The sequence below is a fragment of the Pseudoflavonifractor sp. AF19-9AC genome, assembly GCF_003478995.1.
Taxonomy (GTDB): domain Bacteria; phylum Bacillota; class Clostridia; order Oscillospirales; family Oscillospiraceae; genus Lawsonibacter.
The window spans coordinates 232,677-248,538 of the sequence record NZ_QUGI01000003.1 but is presented as its reverse complement, the minus strand read 5'-3'; the positions used below and the strand labels follow the sequence as shown (position 1 = coordinate 248,538).

The window sequence follows — 15,862 nt, the reverse complement described above, 5'->3', positions numbered from 1 at the left end:
TGCAATTTTTTGAGATGATGGCAAGGAAGGGATTCACAACAGACTGGGCGGTTTTATCCCGCAAGTGGATGGGAGGGTTCGCTTAACGAAATAAAGCTGAGATTTGAAAACGGAAAACAGAAGTCATTTACGAATCCGGGGGGCCGGAGTACAATAATGCCATAGAAAAGCCCAATCGGTCTCCCGACCGAAAGAAGAGCACAATGTTACATCCACATATTTTAGAGGAGGCGTCATTTATGAGTTTCAAGACCGACATTGAGATCGCCCAGGAATCCACTATGCTGCCTATCGTTGAGGTTGCCAAGTCCATCGGCATTTCCGAGGACCAGCTGGAGAACTACGGCAAGTACAAGGCCAAGGTGGACATCCACGCCCTGAAGGACCTGCCCCGCAAGTCCAAGCTGGTGCTGGTGACCGCTATCAGCCCCACTCCCGCCGGCGAGGGCAAGACCACTACCTCCGTGGGTCTGGCCGACGCCCTGAACAAGCTTGGTAAGAAGACCATCGTCTGCCTGCGTGAGCCCTCTCTGGGCCCCGTGTTCGGCGTCAAGGGCGGCGCTGCTGGCGGCGGCTACGCTCAGGTTGTTCCCATGGAGGACATCAACCTGCACTTCACCGGCGACTTCAATGCCATCGGCATCGCCAACAACCTGCTCTCCGCCCTCATTGACAACCACATTCAGCAGGGCAACGCTCTGGACATCGACACCCGCCAGATCACCTGGAAGCGCGTGGTGGACATGAACGACCGTCAGCTGCGTCACATCGTCTGCGGTCTGGGCGGCAAGGCCAGCGGCGTGCCCCGTGAGGACGGCTTCGACATCGTGGTTGCCTCCGAGATCATGGCCGTTCTGTGCCTGTCCACCGGCCTGGCCGACATGAAGCAGCGTCTGGCCAAGATGGTTGTGGCTTACAGCCGCGCCGGCAAGCCCATCACTGCTCATGACCTGAAGGCTGAGGGCGCCATGGCTGCCGTTCTGAAGGACGCCATCAAGCCCAACCTGGTCCAGACTCTGGAGCACACTCCCGCCTTCATCCACGGCGGCCCCTTCGCCAACATCGCTCACGGCTGTAACTCCATCCAGGCCACCGAGACTGCCATGAAGCTGGCCGATTACACCGTCACCGAGGCCGGCTTCGCTGCTGACCTGGGCGCTGAGAAGTTCCTGGACATCAAGTGCCGTGCCGGCGGCTTCCATCCCGATGCCGTGGTTATCGTTGCCACCGTCCGCGCCCTGAAGTATCACGGCGGCGTGCCCAAGGCTGAGCTGAACAACGAGAACCTGGAGGCTCTGGAGAAGGGTCTGCCCAACCTGCTGCAGCACGTGGACAACGTGAAGAACGTCTATGGCCTGCCCTGCGTGGTTGCCATCAACGCCTTCCCCACCGACACCGAGGCCGAGCTGAAGATGGTCGAGGAGAAGTGCAAGGAGCAGGGCGTCAACGTTCGTCTGTCCGAGGTTTGGGCCAAGGGCGGCGAGGGCGGCAAGGCCCTGGCTGAGGAGGTTATCCGCCTGGCTGAGGATACCACCAACGATCACTTCCAGTTCGTCTATGACGCTGAGGACACCATTGAGAACAAGCTCAACGCCATTGCCACCAAGGTTTACCGCGCTGACGGCGTCGTGATCACTGCCGCTGCCAAGAAGCAGATCCAGCAGCTGACCGACCTGGGCTTCGACAAGATGCCCATCTGCATGGCCAAGACTCAGTTCTCCTTCTCCGATGACCAGACCAAGCTGGGCGCTCCCCGCGGCTTCAAGATCACCATCCGTGAGGTCAAGGTCAACGCCGGCGCTGGCTTCCTGGTTGCCAAGACTGGCGACATCATGACCATGCCCGGTCTGCCCAAGGTGCCCGCTTCCGAGCGCATCGACATCGACGAGAACGGCAAGATCACCGGCCTGTTCTAAGAAAACCAATCATATCAGGATTTTACTCTTCGACCCCCTCTAATAGAAAAACCCCGTATGGCCGTTGGCCATACGGGGTTTTCTTGTTTGCCGGTTAGGGAAAGAAGAGGGGCTAGAAAGAAAGGACCCGCCTGCTGGCGGGTCCTTAAAAATCCATTCCATCCAGAAATGCTGCTGCGGAGAAGTTAGTCGGGCAGGGGAATTTCCTTGGTCTCGAAGTAGGTCTTGAGTTCCACCGAGGTCTGGGAATCTCCGTACCGCTTGATGGAGGAGAGAAGCTCATCCAGCTCGCGGGTGCCCCGTACCGCAAAACGCAGCAGGGCGTTAAATACTCCGATCACATGATAGTGGCTGACGATGGCGGGGGTCTTTTGACAGAAGTCGCAGAACGTGCTGTACTTTTCCGGCTCCACCGCCACAAAGATAAAGCCGGTCATGCTGCAGTCCAGGCGTTCCCGGTCTACTTCGATCCGGAAATTCCGGATGACGCCCTTTTCCTCCATCCGGCGCACCCGTTCGGAGACCGCGGGGGCAGTGAGACCCACCTGATCGCCGATGTGCTTCAGGGTGGTCCGGCAATCCATCTGGAGTATATTGAGGATCTGATAATCGGTCCGGTCCATGCCGGTTCCCTCCCTTACTGGGGACGGCGTTAGATCAGCTCGCCCCGCTTAATGACAGTTTTGGCCAGGTTGCTGCCCACACGGTAGCAGATGTAGTCCAGGTCGGGGGCATCCCAGATGACCAGGTCGCCCTGCTTGCCAACCTCCACGGAGCCCACCTTGTCGGCCATATCGATGGCAGCGGCGGCGTTGAGGGTAACAGCGGTCAGCACTTCCTCGGGGGTGAGCTTGTACTTCAGGCAGCCCAGATTGATGACAAACTGCAGGTTCAGGCAGGGGCAGGAGCCGGGGTTGAAGTCAGTGGCCATAGCCACGGGCACACCGGCGTTGACCATGTCACGGGCAGGAGCAAACACAGCGCCCAGATTGAAGCTGGTGGCGGGCAGGAGGCAGGCAATGACGCCGCCCTTGGCCATGCTCTCGATGCCCTCGGGGGGGCAGACGATGAGGTGCTCGGCAGAAATGGCGCCGATCTCACCGGCCAGCTGAGAGCCGCCGATGGCCTCGATCTCGTCGGCGTGGATCTTGGGACGCAGGCCGTACTTGAGGCCGGCCTCCAGCACCTGACGGGACTCCTCCACGGTGAAGGTGTCCGCCTCACAGAACACGTCGCAGAACTTGGCAATGCCCTGCTCCTTCACGGCGGGCATCATCTCTTCGCACACCAGACGGATGTACTCCTCACGGTTCTGCTTGTACTCAGCAGGAACCAGGTGAGCACCCATAAAGGTGGGGACGATGTCCATGGGGTGGCGGTCGTTCAGATTCTTGATGACCTGAAGGGCCTTCAGCTCATGCTCGGTGGCCAGACCGTAGCCGCTCTTGGCCTCACAAGTGGTGACGCCGAAGCCCATCATCTCGTCCAGTGCCTTGGCAGCCTTCTCGGTCAGCTCCTCAGCGGAGGCCTTGCGGGTGGCGTTGGTGGTGGACTGGATGCCGCCGCCGGCGTTCTGAATCTCCAGATAGGTCTTGCCGTGGAGCTTCATGCCCAGCTCGTTCTGGCGCCAGCCGCCGAAAATGAGATGGGTGTGAGCATCCACCAGGCCGGGGGTGACCAGATTGCCGCCGGCATCCACTACCTTGGCGTCAGCCACGGCAGGAGCAGCACCGGTGCCCACCTGGGCAATGACGCCATCTTCCACCAGGACCCAGGCGTCCTTGAGGATCTGGATCGCGCCCTGCTCAGGGCCCTTCTTGGCCGCGCTGCCCTGGGGGGTAGCCAGCATGCCGATGTTGGTCAGCAGTAATTTACTCATGCGATCGTATCCTTTCCAAAGGAGGGGGCGTGATGGCACGCCCCCTCCTTTTTTCGTTATTTGGTTTGGGTGAATTAGCCCTTCATGGTCTTGACAGCAGCCTCAACAACGGCGTCGTCAGCGATGTAGGGCAGGGTGATGTGGTCCTGACCCTCGTAGAGCTTGTTGTACTCAGCAACGGTGGTCAGAGCGTTCTCGTTGCGGGCCCAAGCGCGGCGGGAAACACCGACCATGGTGTCCCAAGGCATGGCCATCTTCAGGATGGTGTCCACGCGCTCGGAGCCGTCCAGCACCATGCCGAAGCCGCCGTTGATGGAGTTGCCGATACCGGTGCCGCCGCCGTTGTGCAGAGCGATGTAGCTCATGCCGCGGGCCGCGTTGCCGGCGTAGCACTGGGTGGCCATCTCAGCCATGATGTTGGAGCCGTCCTTGATGTTGGAGGTCTCACGGAAGGGAGCGTCGGTTCCGCCGGTATCGTGGTGGTCACGGCCAAGGATGACGGGGCCGATCTCGCCGTTGCGGACCATCTCGTTGAACTTCAGAGCCAGGTTCATGCGGCCCAGAGCATCCTGATACAGGATGCGGCACTGGGTGCCAACAACCAGCTTGTTCTTCTTAGCGTCGCGGACCCAGACATAGTTGTCGTAGTCCTGATAACGACGGTTGTGAGCCTTGATGTACTCGGCGGCAGCGGCGTCGGTCTTGTCCAGATCCTCGGGGTTCCGGGACAGGCAGCACCAACGGAAGGGACCGTAGCCGAAGTCGAACAGGCAGGGACCGAGGATGTCTTCCACGTAGGAGGGGAAGATAAAGCCGTCCAGGTCGTTCTCGCCGTTCTTGCAGATGCTCTTGATGCCGGTGTCGTACACGGCCTTCAGGAAGCTGTTGCCGTAGTCGAAGAAGTAGGTGCCCCGGTCATGCAGCTTGCAGATCATCTCATAGTGATGCTGCAGGGTCTTGTTAACCAGCTTGGCGAAGCCCTCGGGATCCTTGTCCAGCATCTCGGTGCGCTGCTCGAAGGTCAGGCCCTGGGGGCAGTAGCCGCCGTCATAAGGCACGTGGCAGGAAGTCTGGTCGGACAGCAGGTCGACATGGATGTTGTTGTCGTACAGGTACTCCAGCAGGTCCACAACGTTGCCGTGGTAGGCGACAGCGCAGGGCTCCTTGGCGTCCATGTGCTCCTTGGCGATCTTCCAGGCCTCTTCCAGGCTGTCGGTGCGGTGGCTGACCCAGCCCTGGGTGTAACGGGTCTCGATACGGGAGTCGTCCACCTCGGCGATGATGGAGGCAGCGCCGGCGATCTCAGCGGCCTTGCCCTGAGCACCAGACATGCCGCCCAGACCGGCGGAGACGAACAGACGACCGGCCAGGTTGCCGTCCTGGGGGATGCCCAGCTTCAGACGGCCGGCGTTCAGCAGGGTGTTGAAGGTGCCGTGCACGATGCCCTGAGGACCGATGTACATCCAGCCGCCGGCGGTCATCTGGCCGTAGTTGGCAACGCCCAGAGCAGCAGCACGGTTGAAGTTCTTCTGATCATCGAAGGTGCCGACCATCAGGCCGTTGGAGATGATGCAGCGGGGGGCCATCTTGTGGCTGTGGAACAGGCCCAGGGGGTGACCGGACATAACCACCAGGGTCTGCTCGTCGGTCATAACCTCCAGGTACTTCTTGATGAGGCGATACTGCATCCAGTTCTGGCACACCTGACCGGTCTCACCGTAGGTAACCAGCTCATAGGGATACAGAGCGACGTCAAAGTCCAGGTTGTTGTCGATCATAACCTGGATGGCGCGGCCCTCAATGCACACGCCCTTGTACTCGTCGATGGGCTTGCCGTACAGCTTGCCGACAGGACGGAAGCGGTAGCCGTAAATACGGCCGTGCTCCTCCAGCTCCTGAGCAAACTCCTTGGCCATCTGCTCGTGATGGTCGGGATGGATGTAACGCAGAGCGTTCTTGATGGCCAGAGCCTTGTCGGCCTCACTCAGGTGAGACTCACGACGGGGAGCGCGGCGGTACTGAGGGTCAAACTCAGGGTACTCGGGCAGCTCGTAGTCCAGCTTGATGGTCATCGCGTCGTTAACGTTGCCAATCATGGTACTTCCCCCTAAAAAATATTTTTTTGTGAGAAACGTGATTTGTGGGGCAAATCCGCTCTCCTTATGATTGTATTTTAACCGAAATATGCTATAATGAAAAGTACTTGTATTATATATTAGATATACTGAAAAGGTATGGCAAAACATGAACTTCAAACAGTTAGAGTATTTTTCCGCAGTGGCTGAGGCCAAAAGCATTTCCCGGGCCGCCCGGATCCTCCATGTGGCCCAGCCGCCCATCAGCCGGCAGATCGCCCTGCTGGAGGACGAGCTGGGGGTGTGCCTGTTTCTGCGCAATAATAAGGGTGTGGAACTGACCGAGGCAGGGCGCAGCCTTTATCAGCAGAGCCAGCACATGTTCCAGAATTTCCAGATGATGATTGACAGCGTCCGGGACGTAAACGAGGGCTTCCGGGGCCTTTTAAAGATCGGAATCATCTATTCCAACATCCCGGTGGTGATGGGCTATCTGCGGGAGTACCACGAAAAATACCCCCATGTGGAGCTGTATGTCCGTCTGGGATCGCCCAAGGACCTGCTGGACGATCTGAACAAAGGAAACCTTCACGTGCTGTTTCTCCGCAATCCCACGGAGGAGATCTCTCAGCTCCACGAAAAGATTCTGGGCGAGGACCCTCTGGAGCTGGTGATGTCCCGGGAGCTGGATCCGGCACCGGAGCTGGACACCATTCCCATCGAGGCGCTGGAGGGAGTGCCCATGTGTCTTCTGCGCAGCGATGATATGTGGGGTTACAGTTCCCACTTAATCAATGAATGTCAGCGCAGGGGGTTTACGCCCAACACGGTCTGCCAGTGCTACGATACCCCCATGGCCATGCAGATGGTTCAGGCCGGTTTCGGCATCAGCTATCTGCCCCGGTCCATCGTGGAGACCCAGCCCAATTCAAATCTCTATACCAAGCAGCTGAAGGGGGTAACGGCCCGTTCCTACCCCATGCTGGTATGGAGCGGCAACATCTATTATGCCAACTGTGTCATGCAGTTCATTTCCATGTTCCAAGACCAAAAAGAGCCCGGAAAGGAGGGGTAGGCGGCAGGAACGAAAAAACTGCCTTTCCTTCGTTAAGTGAAAAACTGGCATCCACTTAACGAAACAAAGCCCGGGAAGAAAAATGGGTAATAGAAGTCATTTACGAAAGGGCAGGCTTGGACTAAAATGGAGCTATAAAGAGCGACTGTGACATTTCGCCTTCGCGGCGAAAGGACAGCAGCTTTTCTGTGAACACCTGGGAGCATCCCAGAAAAAACAATAAATTATGGAGGAATCAGACATGGCTAAGCTCGTAGAGTGCATCCCTAACTTTAGCTGCAGCAAGGAGAAGGACGAGGCTACCTATAACGCCCTGGTGGAGGCTGCCAACAGCGTGCCCGGCTGCACCCTGTTCGATGCCCAGACCGACGGCAACCACAACCGCTGCGTGTTCACCCTCATCGGCGAACTCAGCGCCATTGAGGAAGTGGCTTTCCGCCTGACCAAGGTGGCCACTGAGCGCATCGACATGAACAAGCACAAGGGTGAGCACAAGCGCATGGGCGCCACCGACGTGATCCCCTTCGTTCCCCAGTCCAAGGACGTCACCGTGGAGGAGTGCGTGGAGCTGTCCAAGCGCGTGGCCCAGCGCATCTGGGACGAGCTGAAGGTTCCCTCCTTCCTGTATGAGGATTCCGCTACCCGTCCCGAGCGCCGCAACCTGGCTACTTGCCGCAAGGGCGAGTTCGAGGGCATGCCCGAGAAGCTGCTGCAGCCCGACTGGGCTCCCGACTACGGCGAGCGGAAGATTCACCCCACTGCCGGTATCACTGCCATCGGCGCTCGTATGCCCCTGGTTGCCTTCAACATCAACCTGGCCACTTCCGACGTCGAGGTCGCCAAGAAGATCGCCAAGGTCATCCGTGGTTCCTCCGGCGGCTTCCGCAGCTGCAAGGCCATGGGCTTCATGATGGAGGACCGCGGCATCGCCCAGGTTTCCATGAACATGGTCAACTATGAGGACACCCCCCTGTACGTTGTCTATGAGATGGTCAAGTCCCTGGCTGAGCGCTACGGCACCTACATCATCGACAGCGAGATCGTGGGTCTGACTCCTGCTAAGGCCATGATCGACTGCGCTGAGTTCTATCTGAAGGCCAAGGACTTCGATTGCCACAACCAGATCATGGAGTATCACCTCCTGGACATGAAGTAAGAATAAAACGGAACGAAAAGGAGAAGAACGACATGAAGAAATTAGCCGAGCTGCAGACTGCTGAGTTTGTTGACCTGCTGGCCTCCGACGCTCCCGCCCCTGGCGGCGGCTCCGCCGCTGCTCTGGAGGGTGCCCTGGGCGCCGCCCTCACCGCCATGGTGTGCGGCCTGACCACTGTGGGCAAGAGCAAGGAGAAGTATGCCGAGTATCAGGAGTTCGTCATTGAGAGCCAGAAGAAGGCCACCGACCTGAAGGTCCGCTTTGTGGACGTGATGGACCGCGACACCGAGGCCTTCAACGTGGTTTCCGCCGCCTTCGGTATGCCCAAGGCTACCGACGAGGAGAAGGCTGCCCGCTCCGCCGCCATCCAGAAGGGCCTGGAGGGCTGCACCGCCACTCCCTTTGAGATGATGGAGCTGGCCACCGAGACCCTGGAGCTGACCGCTTCCCTGCTGGGCAAGACCAACGACAGCGCCGCCAGCGACCTGGGCGTGTCCGCTCTGTCCCTGCGCGCCGCCATCCAGGGCGCCTGGCTGAACGTCCTCATCAACATCGGCTCCCTGAAGAACAAGGAGCTGGCCGAGGACTACCGCAAGAAGGGCGAGGCCATGCTGGCCAAGGCTCTGCCCCTGGCTGATCAGATTTATCAGAACGTTCTGGAGCAGATGTAATTTTTCCGGGGTGAGCGCCGGCAGGTCGCCTGCCGGCGCCGCCCCCTTTTTCATTTGAATAAGCATTGACAGAGTAGGTACAGTGCGTTAAGTGCCATCGGATGGGAGGTTGCCGGTGGACGAAGGGACGAGAAGCCCGCGTTGCTGTGTCGCGTCCGCTGCCATGGGGAGCTTGCTCCTTTCATGGCAACACGCCATGAAAGGAGTATTTTTTATGAAAAAACTGAATATCAAGGTCCTGTGTCAGATGGCCATTCTGACCGCTGTGTATGTGCTGCTGAGCATGACGCTGGTCATCCACTTGGCAAACTGGAAGCTGACCTTTGTGGCTCTGCCCGTGGTGGTGGCTGTTTTGCTGCTGGGTACCGAGAGAGCCTTTGTGGTGGCCCTGGTGGGCGAATTTCTCAGCCAGCTGCTCACCATGGGTCTGATGCACACCACCATTATCTGGATCTGGCCCCCCGTGGGCTGGGCCCTGGTGGTGGGGATCGTCGCGGGCCGCGTGAAGCGTCAGGGCGGACATCTGGAGGACAAAATCGGCCTTTGCTATGGCGCGTGCATTGGAGGCGCGCTGGTCAGCGGGTGCATGAATACCCTGGCTCTGTGGCTGGACAGCCTCATCAACCACTACTATACCTTTGCCATGGTCTTCGGGAGTGTGGTGTTCCGCCTGCCCAAGGATATTGTGGTTGCCCTGATTGTAGCCGCCCTCGCCATCCCCCTGATGAAGGTGCTGCGCCGCAATGGATTGGCCGTGAACTAAACGCTGAGGGAAGGAAGTCTTACTATGGAATGGACCCTGCTTACCAAAGAGGACTATGTGACCACAAATTGGTCGGGCGGTACCACCACCCAGCTGGCCATCGCGCCGGAGAGAGCGGTGTATGCCGACCGGGATTTCCTGTGGCGCTTCAGCTCTGCCGGTGTGGAGCTGGAGCACTCGGATTTCACCCCTCTGCCCGACTATAACCGTCTCATCGCCACCCTGAAGGGCGGCCTGGATATGAAGGTGGGGGAGGGAGAGCGCTTCTCTCTGGTCCCCTATCAGGTGTACTCCTTCGACGGGGGCGTGCCCGTGGAGTCCTGGGGACAGTGCACCGATTTTAACCTGATGCTGCGCAAGGGCCAGTGCGAGGGCGCCCTCCAGGCGCTGACGCTGGCGGCGGGAGCGGCCCTCAGCTGGACGGCTCCGGTTTCCGCGCCTCAGAGCTTTCAGAACCGCACCCTTGCCATCTACTGCGGCGAGGGCGAGGTGAACCTGCCCGAGGATGGAAAGACCGTAAAGGCCGGCCAGTTCCTGCTGTGCCGCCAGGCGGAGGACAAGCCCATCCGGCTGGAGAGCGCACAGGGCGCTCAGCTGATGATGGCTGTAATCTATACCCGCTGAAGAAGCGAGACAGGGAAAGGAGCGGAAAGCCCATGGCGAAGCTGCTGTCCGGCGTGCCGGTGAGTGAAGATCTCTGCAGACGGATTGCTCGGGGGGTGGCCCTGCTGCGGGAGCAGGAGGTGACGCCCACCCTGGGGATCGTTCGGGTAGGTGCCCGGCCTGCGGATGTGAGCTATGAGCGGGGCGCCACCAAGCGGGCCCAGTCCCTGGGAGTGGCGGTGTCCAGAACGCTGCTCCCTGAGAATGTAAGCGCCCGGGAGCTGACTGGGGTGTTGGAGGAGATCAACGGAAACAGCCGCATTCACGGCTGCCTTCTCTTCCGTCCGCTGCCTGCCCATTTGAACACTCCGGAGGTACTGGGCGTTCTGGCCACGGAGAAGGACATTGACGCCATGACAGGGACCTCCATGGGCGGCCTGGTCTTTCAGGGTATGGCGGGCTTTCCGCCCTGCACTGCCTCCGCCTGTCTGGAGCTTCTGCGCCATTACCAGGTGAAGCTGAAGGGGAAAAACGTGGTCATTGTGGGCACCGGCGTTACCGTGGGTATGCCCACTGCCATCTTGTTGATGAATCAGGGGGCCACCGTGTCCGCCTGCAACATCTACACCGACCCTGCGCGGCTGCGTGAGCTGTGCCAGGGAGCGGATATTATCATCTCGGCGGCAGGTAAGGCCGGCCTCATCGGCCGTGCCCATGTACATCCCGGCCAGGTAGTGGTGGACGTGGGTGTCAGCCCGGGTGCCGACGGAAAGCTCCACGGAGATGTGGATTTTGAATCGGTGGAGCCCATTGTGGACGCCATTACCCCCGTGCCCGGAGGCGTGGGCGCCGTAACCTCCACGGTGCTCTCTGCCCACACGGTGGAGGCTGCCCTGCGGGCCCAGGGGATTACTGAGACGCTGCTGTAACAGGAGCGCGAAGGAAGGAGTAAATTGTATGACAGGTCAGCAAGCGGTTGATCTTATTCACGAGCGGGCATGGACCGGGCGCAAGCCGGGATTGAGCCGCACCTTTGCGCTGCTGGAACGGCTGGGCAATCCCCAGGAGCGGCTGAAGTTTGTCCACATCACCGGCACCAACGGCAAGGGGTCCACGGCGGCCATGGTGTCCTCCGTCCTCACCCAGGCCGGGCTGCGGACCGGACTTTATACCTCGCCCCACCTCTGGACCTTCCACGAGCGGTTCCAGGTGGACGGCGTGCCCATCTCCGACGAGCTGCTGGGCGAGCTGGGAGAACTAGTCCTGAAGGCCGGCGAGGGCATGGAGGATCCTCCCACCGAGTTTGAGCTGATGACCGCGCTGGGCATGGAGTTTTTCCTGCGGGCGGGCTGTGACATTGTGGTGCTGGAGGTGGGTCTGGGCGGCCGCCTGGACTCCACCAACGTGATTCCCGCCCCTGAGGTGGCTGTGATCACCAACATCGGCCTGGAGCACACCCAGGAGCTGGGCAACACCTGTGCCCTTATTGCCCATGAGAAGTCCGGCATCATCAAGCCGGGCAGCTCTGCGGTTCTCTATCACCAGAGCCGTGAGGTGGAGGAAGTGGTGGAGGGGGCCTGCAAAGCGGCAGGCTGTCCTCTGACCATCACCGCTCCCGACACCCTGGAGGTGCTGGAAACCGGCCGGGACGGCCATACCTTCCGTTACCGCGGAAAGGGCCCCTACCACATCTCTCTGCTGGGCCGTCACCAGCTCTATAACGCCACTGTGGCCCTGGATACGGTGTGGGCCATGGAGGCCCGGGGCTGGAAGATTGACGACCAGGCAGTGACGCTGGGCCTTCAGAAGGCGGTGTGGCCCGCCCGTATGGAGCTTGCCCGCCGAAGCCCGGACGTGCTGCTGGACGGCGGACACAATCCCCAGTGCATGGCGGCCCTGCATACCGCTCTGGAGGAGCTGTATCCCGGGAAGAAGATCATTTTTCTCACCGGCGTGCTGGGGGACAAGGACTATCCGGACATGGTGGGGGAGATGCTGCCCCTGGCCAAGTCCTTTGTCACCATTACCCCGGACAGCCCCCGGGCCCTCACCGCGCAGGAGCTGGCGGACTATCTGAAAAGCCTGGGCGCCCAGGCCCAGCCCTGTGAGACTACGGCCCAGGGTCTGGAACAGGCGCTGGCGCTGGCGGGGCCGGAGGACGTGGTGTGTGCCTGCGGTTCCCTCTATATGATTGGCGAGGTGCGCCATCTGCTGGGCCTCTGCTGAGCCTGAAATATTTGAATTAAAAAATAAAAAAGCCTCCGGCCAACAGGCCGGAGGCTTTTTTCAGGCGTTTTCCATGCGCTGGGAGCGAAACATCAGACCAAAGGCAGTGAGCAAGGGGATGCAGGCCAGCAGTACAGCCCGGCCCTTCAGCCAGGGGGAGATGAGGCCGCAGAGAATTGCGCCGCAGACAAAGGAGAGAATGAGTCCATAATAGAGCATCGCCTTGGGAGCGGACTGGCTCTCCGGTACGGTGAGGTGGCGGAACAGATGCTCTGTGCCGCTGCGCAGGTTGCCGGTGCACATGGTGGTGGCACAGGCGCAGCCGTGGAATTTTCGGAAGCTCTCGATCTGTACCGCGCTGGTGAAGGAAATGAGCATGTTGGCCACAGGATCCAAGCCGCCCTGGGGCAGGAAGGAGACCAGCACCAGAACCGCGCACTCCGTGAGCAGAATTGGCTGCCGCCAATGGAAGTGCCCCGCGTTGGGCCCCAACTGCCGGCGGAGCAGCTCGGTGGCCAGGACACCGGCGGCGAAGGCCAGAATGGGCAGCAGATAGTGGAGTACCTGCTGCCAGTTCCCCTGGGATAGGTTGATGCCCAGCAGCACCAGGTTGCCCGTCTCCGCAGTGGCGAAGACCTGCCCGCGGTTTAGGTAGCTGTAGGAATCCAGAATGCCTCCGGCCAGGGCCAGCAGCAGGCCCACAGGCAGGGACTCCGAGGTCTGATATTTTCTCATGTGGTCTGTCCCCTCTCACGCAAAAATCAGGGCGCCGCGCTGCGGCGCCCTGATTTCGTTTTATACAGGACCGATTACTCGGCCTTGGGGCCGGCGGCGACCAGAGCCTTGCCGGCGTCGTTGGTGGTGTACTTGGCGAAGTTCTTCACGAAGCGGGAAGCCAGATCCTTGGCCTTGGTGTCCCACTCGGTGGGATCGGCATAGGTGTTGCGAGGATCCAGAATGTTGGTGTCCACACCGGGCAGAGCGGTGGGAACCTCGAAGTTGAAGTAGGGGATGGTCTTGGTCTCGGCCTTCAGGATGGAGCCATCCAGAATGGCGTCAATGATGCCGCGGGTGTCCTTGATGGAGATGCGCTTGCCGGTGCCGTTCCAGCCGGTGTTGACCAGGTAAGCCTTTGCGCCGCTCTTCTGCATCTTCTTCACCAGCTCCTCACCGTACTTGGTGGGGTGCAGCTCCAGGAAGGCCTGACCGAAGCAGGCGGAGAAGGTGGGGGTGGGCTCGGTGATGCCGCGCTCGGTGCCGGCCAGCTTGGAGGTGAAGCCGGACAGGAAGTAGTACTGGGTCTGCTCCGGGGTAAGGATGGACACGGGGGGCAGCACGCCGAAGGCGTCGGCGGACAGGAAGATGACGTTCTTGGCGTCGGGGCCGGCAGACACGGGACGGACAATCTTCTCGATGTGGTCGATGGGGTAGGAGACACGGGTGTTCTCGGTGACAGAGCCGTCGTTGAAGTCGCAGTGGCCCTCAGCGTCCACGGTGACGTTCTCCAGCAGGGCGTTGCGCTTGATGGCGTTGTAGATGTCGGGCTCAGACTCCTTGTCCAGGTTGATGACCTTGGCGTAGCAGCCGCCCTCGAAGTTGAAGACGCCGTTGTCGTCCCAGCCGTGCTCGTCATCGCCGATGAGCAGACGCTTGGGATCGGTGGACAGGGTGGTCTTGCCGGTGCCGCTGAGACCGAAGAACAGGGCGGTGTTCTCGCCGTTCATGTCAGTGTTGGCGGAGCAGTGCATGGAGGCCATGCCCTTCAGGGGCAGGTAGTAGTTCATCATGGAGAACATGCCCTTCTTCATCTCGCCGCCGTACCAGGTGTTCAGGATGACCTGCTCACGGGAGGTGAGGTTGAAGACAACGGCAGTCTCGGAGTTGAGGCCCAGCTCCTTGAAGTTCTCCACCTTGGCCTTGGAGGCGTTGTAGGAGATAAAGTCGGGCTCGAAGTTGGCCAGCTCTTCAGCGGTGGGCTCGATGAACATGTTCTTCACGAAGTGGGCCTGCCATGCCACCTCCATGATGAAGCGGATGGCCATGCGGGAATCGTGGTTGGCGCCGCAGAACACGTCCATGACGTACAGCTTCTTGTTGGACAGCTCCTTGATGGCCAGGTCCTTGCAGGCGGCCCAAGCCTCGGGAGAAGCGGGCTTGTTGTCGTTCTTGAACTCGTCGGAGGTCCACCACACAGTATCCTTGGAGGTGTCATCCAGAACGATGAACTTATCCTTGGGGGAGCGGCCGGTATAGATGCCGGTCATAACATTGACGGCGCCCAGGTCGGTGACCTGTCCCTTGTCAAAGCCCTCCAGCTCGGGCTTGGTCTCCTCCTCAAACAGGGTCTCGTAGGAGGGGTTGTAGACAATCTCGGTAGCACCGGTAATACCGTACTTGCTCAAATCGATGGTTGCCATTTTGCATGACCTCTTTTCTAAAAGATAATCTTCCAGCCACAGGCGGCAGCCTGCACAGCAACGGGAAGTCCAAAAACATGACGTAACTATAATACACGGAGGCAGAAATAAAGTCAATTGCTGGAATCACTGGAATTTTGTTATGGAATGTATTGCTTTTTTGCTATTAAACTGAAGTGTTATTCCACGGGAGTGGAGTGTAAACCTTCTGCTCGGCGCAGCTCCCGGGACAGGGCGGCGAAGTCGGACAGGGACAACCGCTCTCCACGGACGCCCTCCGGAAGACCGCAGGCGGCAATGGCTCCGGCCAGCTCCTCCTTGCCAAGAGAGCTACCCAGAGCGGAGCTGAGGCTGTTCACCAGGGTCTTTCGGCGCAGGGCAAAGGCGGCCCGCACCACCCGGAAGAAGTGCTGGGGATCGTCTACCTCCGCCGGAGCGGGACGGAGAGTGAGGCGTACCACAGAGGAGGTCACCTTGGGCGCGGGGATGAAGCACTCCGGTTCCACGTCAAAGAGAAGCTCTGTCTTGGCATAATATTGACACAGAACGGAGAAGGCACCGTAATCTGCCGAGCCCGGCTGGGCGCAGATTCTCCGGGCCACCTCCCGCTGAATCATTACGGTGACGGCGGAGAAACACCCTGCCTCCAGAAAGGCAGTGATCACCGGGGTGGTGATGTTGTAAGGTAGGTTGGCGCACACCATAGGGCGAAGACCGGGCAGCTTCTCCGCCACCAGAGCGGGGAGATCCAGCTTCATCACGTCTCCGGGTACAATTTCTACGTTGTCCCGGTCGGCCAGAGTCTCGGCCAGAATGGGCAGCAGGGAACGGTCCAGCTCGATGGATACGACTTTGTCCGCCAGCAGAGACAGCTCCCGGGTGAGAGGACCGATGCCCGGGCCGATCTCCAGTACCCCAACGCCGGGCCCAGCCCCGGATGCGTGGGCAATTTCCCGGGGCACCCAGGACTGAATCAGAAAATTTTGCCCCATCGACTTGGAAAAATGAAAGCCGTGTCGGGCCAGCAGCGCTTTGATGTCATTGATGTTGCACAGATCCATGGTCGGTCCCCCGTTTGTCA

Annotated in this window: 14 protein-coding genes and 1 riboswitch; of the genes, 8 read left to right on the top strand and 6 right to left on the bottom strand. The window is 59.9% G+C overall.

The features are described from left to right. The first annotated feature begins 239 nt into the window (after positions 1-239). Positions 240-1,916 (top strand): formate--tetrahydrofolate ligase, encoded by a 1,677-nt coding sequence (locus DWX58_RS06770; protein WP_118642269.1) that lies wholly within the window; start codon positions 240-242, stop codon positions 1,914-1,916. A 185-nt stretch (positions 1,917-2,101) separates the two neighbouring features. Here DWX58_RS06770 and DWX58_RS06765 read toward each other — a convergent pair whose 3' ends face one another. The 3 genes from DWX58_RS06765 to DWX58_RS06755 all read right to left on the bottom strand — a co-directional run bounded on the left by DWX58_RS06765 (position 2,102) and on the right by DWX58_RS06755 (position 5,891). Next, a complete protein-coding gene (locus DWX58_RS06765; protein ID WP_118642267.1) occupies positions 2,102-2,539 on the bottom strand; it encodes an Lrp/AsnC family transcriptional regulator in 438 nt (145 codons plus the stop codon). A 29-nt stretch (positions 2,540-2,568) separates the two neighbouring features. Beyond that, complete coding sequence (gene hutI, locus DWX58_RS06760; RefSeq protein ID WP_118642265.1) at positions 2,569-3,795, bottom strand: imidazolonepropionase; 1,227 nt, start codon at positions 3,793-3,795, stop codon at positions 2,569-2,571. A gap of 74 nt (positions 3,796-3,869) precedes the next feature. Next, positions 3,870-5,891 (bottom strand): urocanate hydratase, encoded by a 2,022-nt coding sequence (locus DWX58_RS06755; RefSeq protein WP_118642263.1) that lies wholly within the window; start codon positions 5,889-5,891, stop codon positions 3,870-3,872. Positions 5,892-6,039: 148 nt separating this feature from the next. Here DWX58_RS06755 and DWX58_RS06750 point away from each other — a divergent pair, with 148 nt between their 5' ends. The 7 genes from DWX58_RS06750 to DWX58_RS06720 all read left to right on the top strand — a co-directional run bounded on the left by DWX58_RS06750 (position 6,040) and on the right by DWX58_RS06720 (position 12,364). Then, the gene (locus tag DWX58_RS06750) at positions 6,040-6,945 is read left to right on the top strand and encodes a LysR family transcriptional regulator (RefSeq protein ID WP_118642261.1); all 906 of its coding nucleotides are present in this window, start codon (positions 6,040-6,042) and stop codon (positions 6,943-6,945) included. 241 nt (positions 6,946-7,186) lie between these two features. Beyond that, complete coding sequence (ftcD, locus tag DWX58_RS06745; protein ID WP_118642259.1) at positions 7,187-8,101, top strand: glutamate formimidoyltransferase; 915 nt, start codon at positions 7,187-7,189, stop codon at positions 8,099-8,101. 32 nt (positions 8,102-8,133) lie between these two features. Next, positions 8,134-8,772: a cyclodeaminase/cyclohydrolase family protein gene (locus tag DWX58_RS06740; protein ID WP_118642257.1), complete on the top strand. Its 639-nt coding sequence runs from the start codon at positions 8,134-8,136 to the stop codon at positions 8,770-8,772. A 67-nt stretch (positions 8,773-8,839) separates the two neighbouring features. Further along, positions 8,840-8,935: riboswitch (THF riboswitch) on the top strand. A 51-nt stretch (positions 8,936-8,986) separates the two neighbouring features. Beyond that, positions 8,987-9,535: a folate family ECF transporter S component gene (locus DWX58_RS06735; protein ID WP_118642255.1), complete on the top strand. Its 549-nt coding sequence runs from the start codon at positions 8,987-8,989 to the stop codon at positions 9,533-9,535. A 24-nt stretch (positions 9,536-9,559) separates the two neighbouring features. Then, positions 9,560-10,159, top strand: coding sequence for a HutD family protein (locus tag DWX58_RS06730; RefSeq protein ID WP_118642253.1), 600 nt, complete (start codon positions 9,560-9,562; stop codon positions 10,157-10,159). A gap of 32 nt (positions 10,160-10,191) precedes the next feature. Continuing rightward, positions 10,192-11,067 carry a bifunctional 5,10-methylenetetrahydrofolate dehydrogenase/5,10-methenyltetrahydrofolate cyclohydrolase gene (locus DWX58_RS06725; protein WP_118642251.1) on the top strand — a complete coding sequence of 292 codons (876 nt, stop codon included), beginning with the start codon at positions 10,192-10,194 and terminating at the stop codon, positions 11,065-11,067. 28 nt (positions 11,068-11,095) lie between these two features. Next, positions 11,096-12,364, top strand: a complete 1,269-nt coding sequence (locus DWX58_RS06720; protein ID WP_118642249.1) for a folylpolyglutamate synthase/dihydrofolate synthase family protein — start codon at positions 11,096-11,098, stop codon at positions 12,362-12,364. A gap of 60 nt (positions 12,365-12,424) precedes the next feature. Here the strand turns inward: DWX58_RS06720 and DWX58_RS06715 are convergent, their stop codons facing one another. The 3 genes from DWX58_RS06715 to rsmA all read right to left on the bottom strand — a co-directional run bounded on the left by DWX58_RS06715 (position 12,425) and on the right by rsmA (position 15,842). After that, positions 12,425-13,099: a YoaK family protein gene (locus DWX58_RS06715; protein ID WP_118642247.1), complete on the bottom strand. Its 675-nt coding sequence runs from the start codon at positions 13,097-13,099 to the stop codon at positions 12,425-12,427. Between the two features lie 74 nt (positions 13,100-13,173). Continuing rightward, a complete protein-coding gene (gene pckA, locus DWX58_RS06710; protein WP_118642245.1) occupies positions 13,174-14,781 on the bottom strand; it encodes a phosphoenolpyruvate carboxykinase (ATP) in 1,608 nt (535 codons plus the stop codon). Positions 14,782-14,960: 179 nt separating this feature from the next. After that, positions 14,961-15,842 carry a 16S rRNA (adenine(1518)-N(6)/adenine(1519)-N(6))-dimethyltransferase RsmA gene (gene rsmA, locus DWX58_RS06705; RefSeq protein ID WP_118642243.1) on the bottom strand — a complete coding sequence of 294 codons (882 nt, stop codon included), beginning with the start codon at positions 15,840-15,842 and terminating at the stop codon, positions 14,961-14,963. Positions 15,843-15,862: the final 20 nt, after the last annotated feature.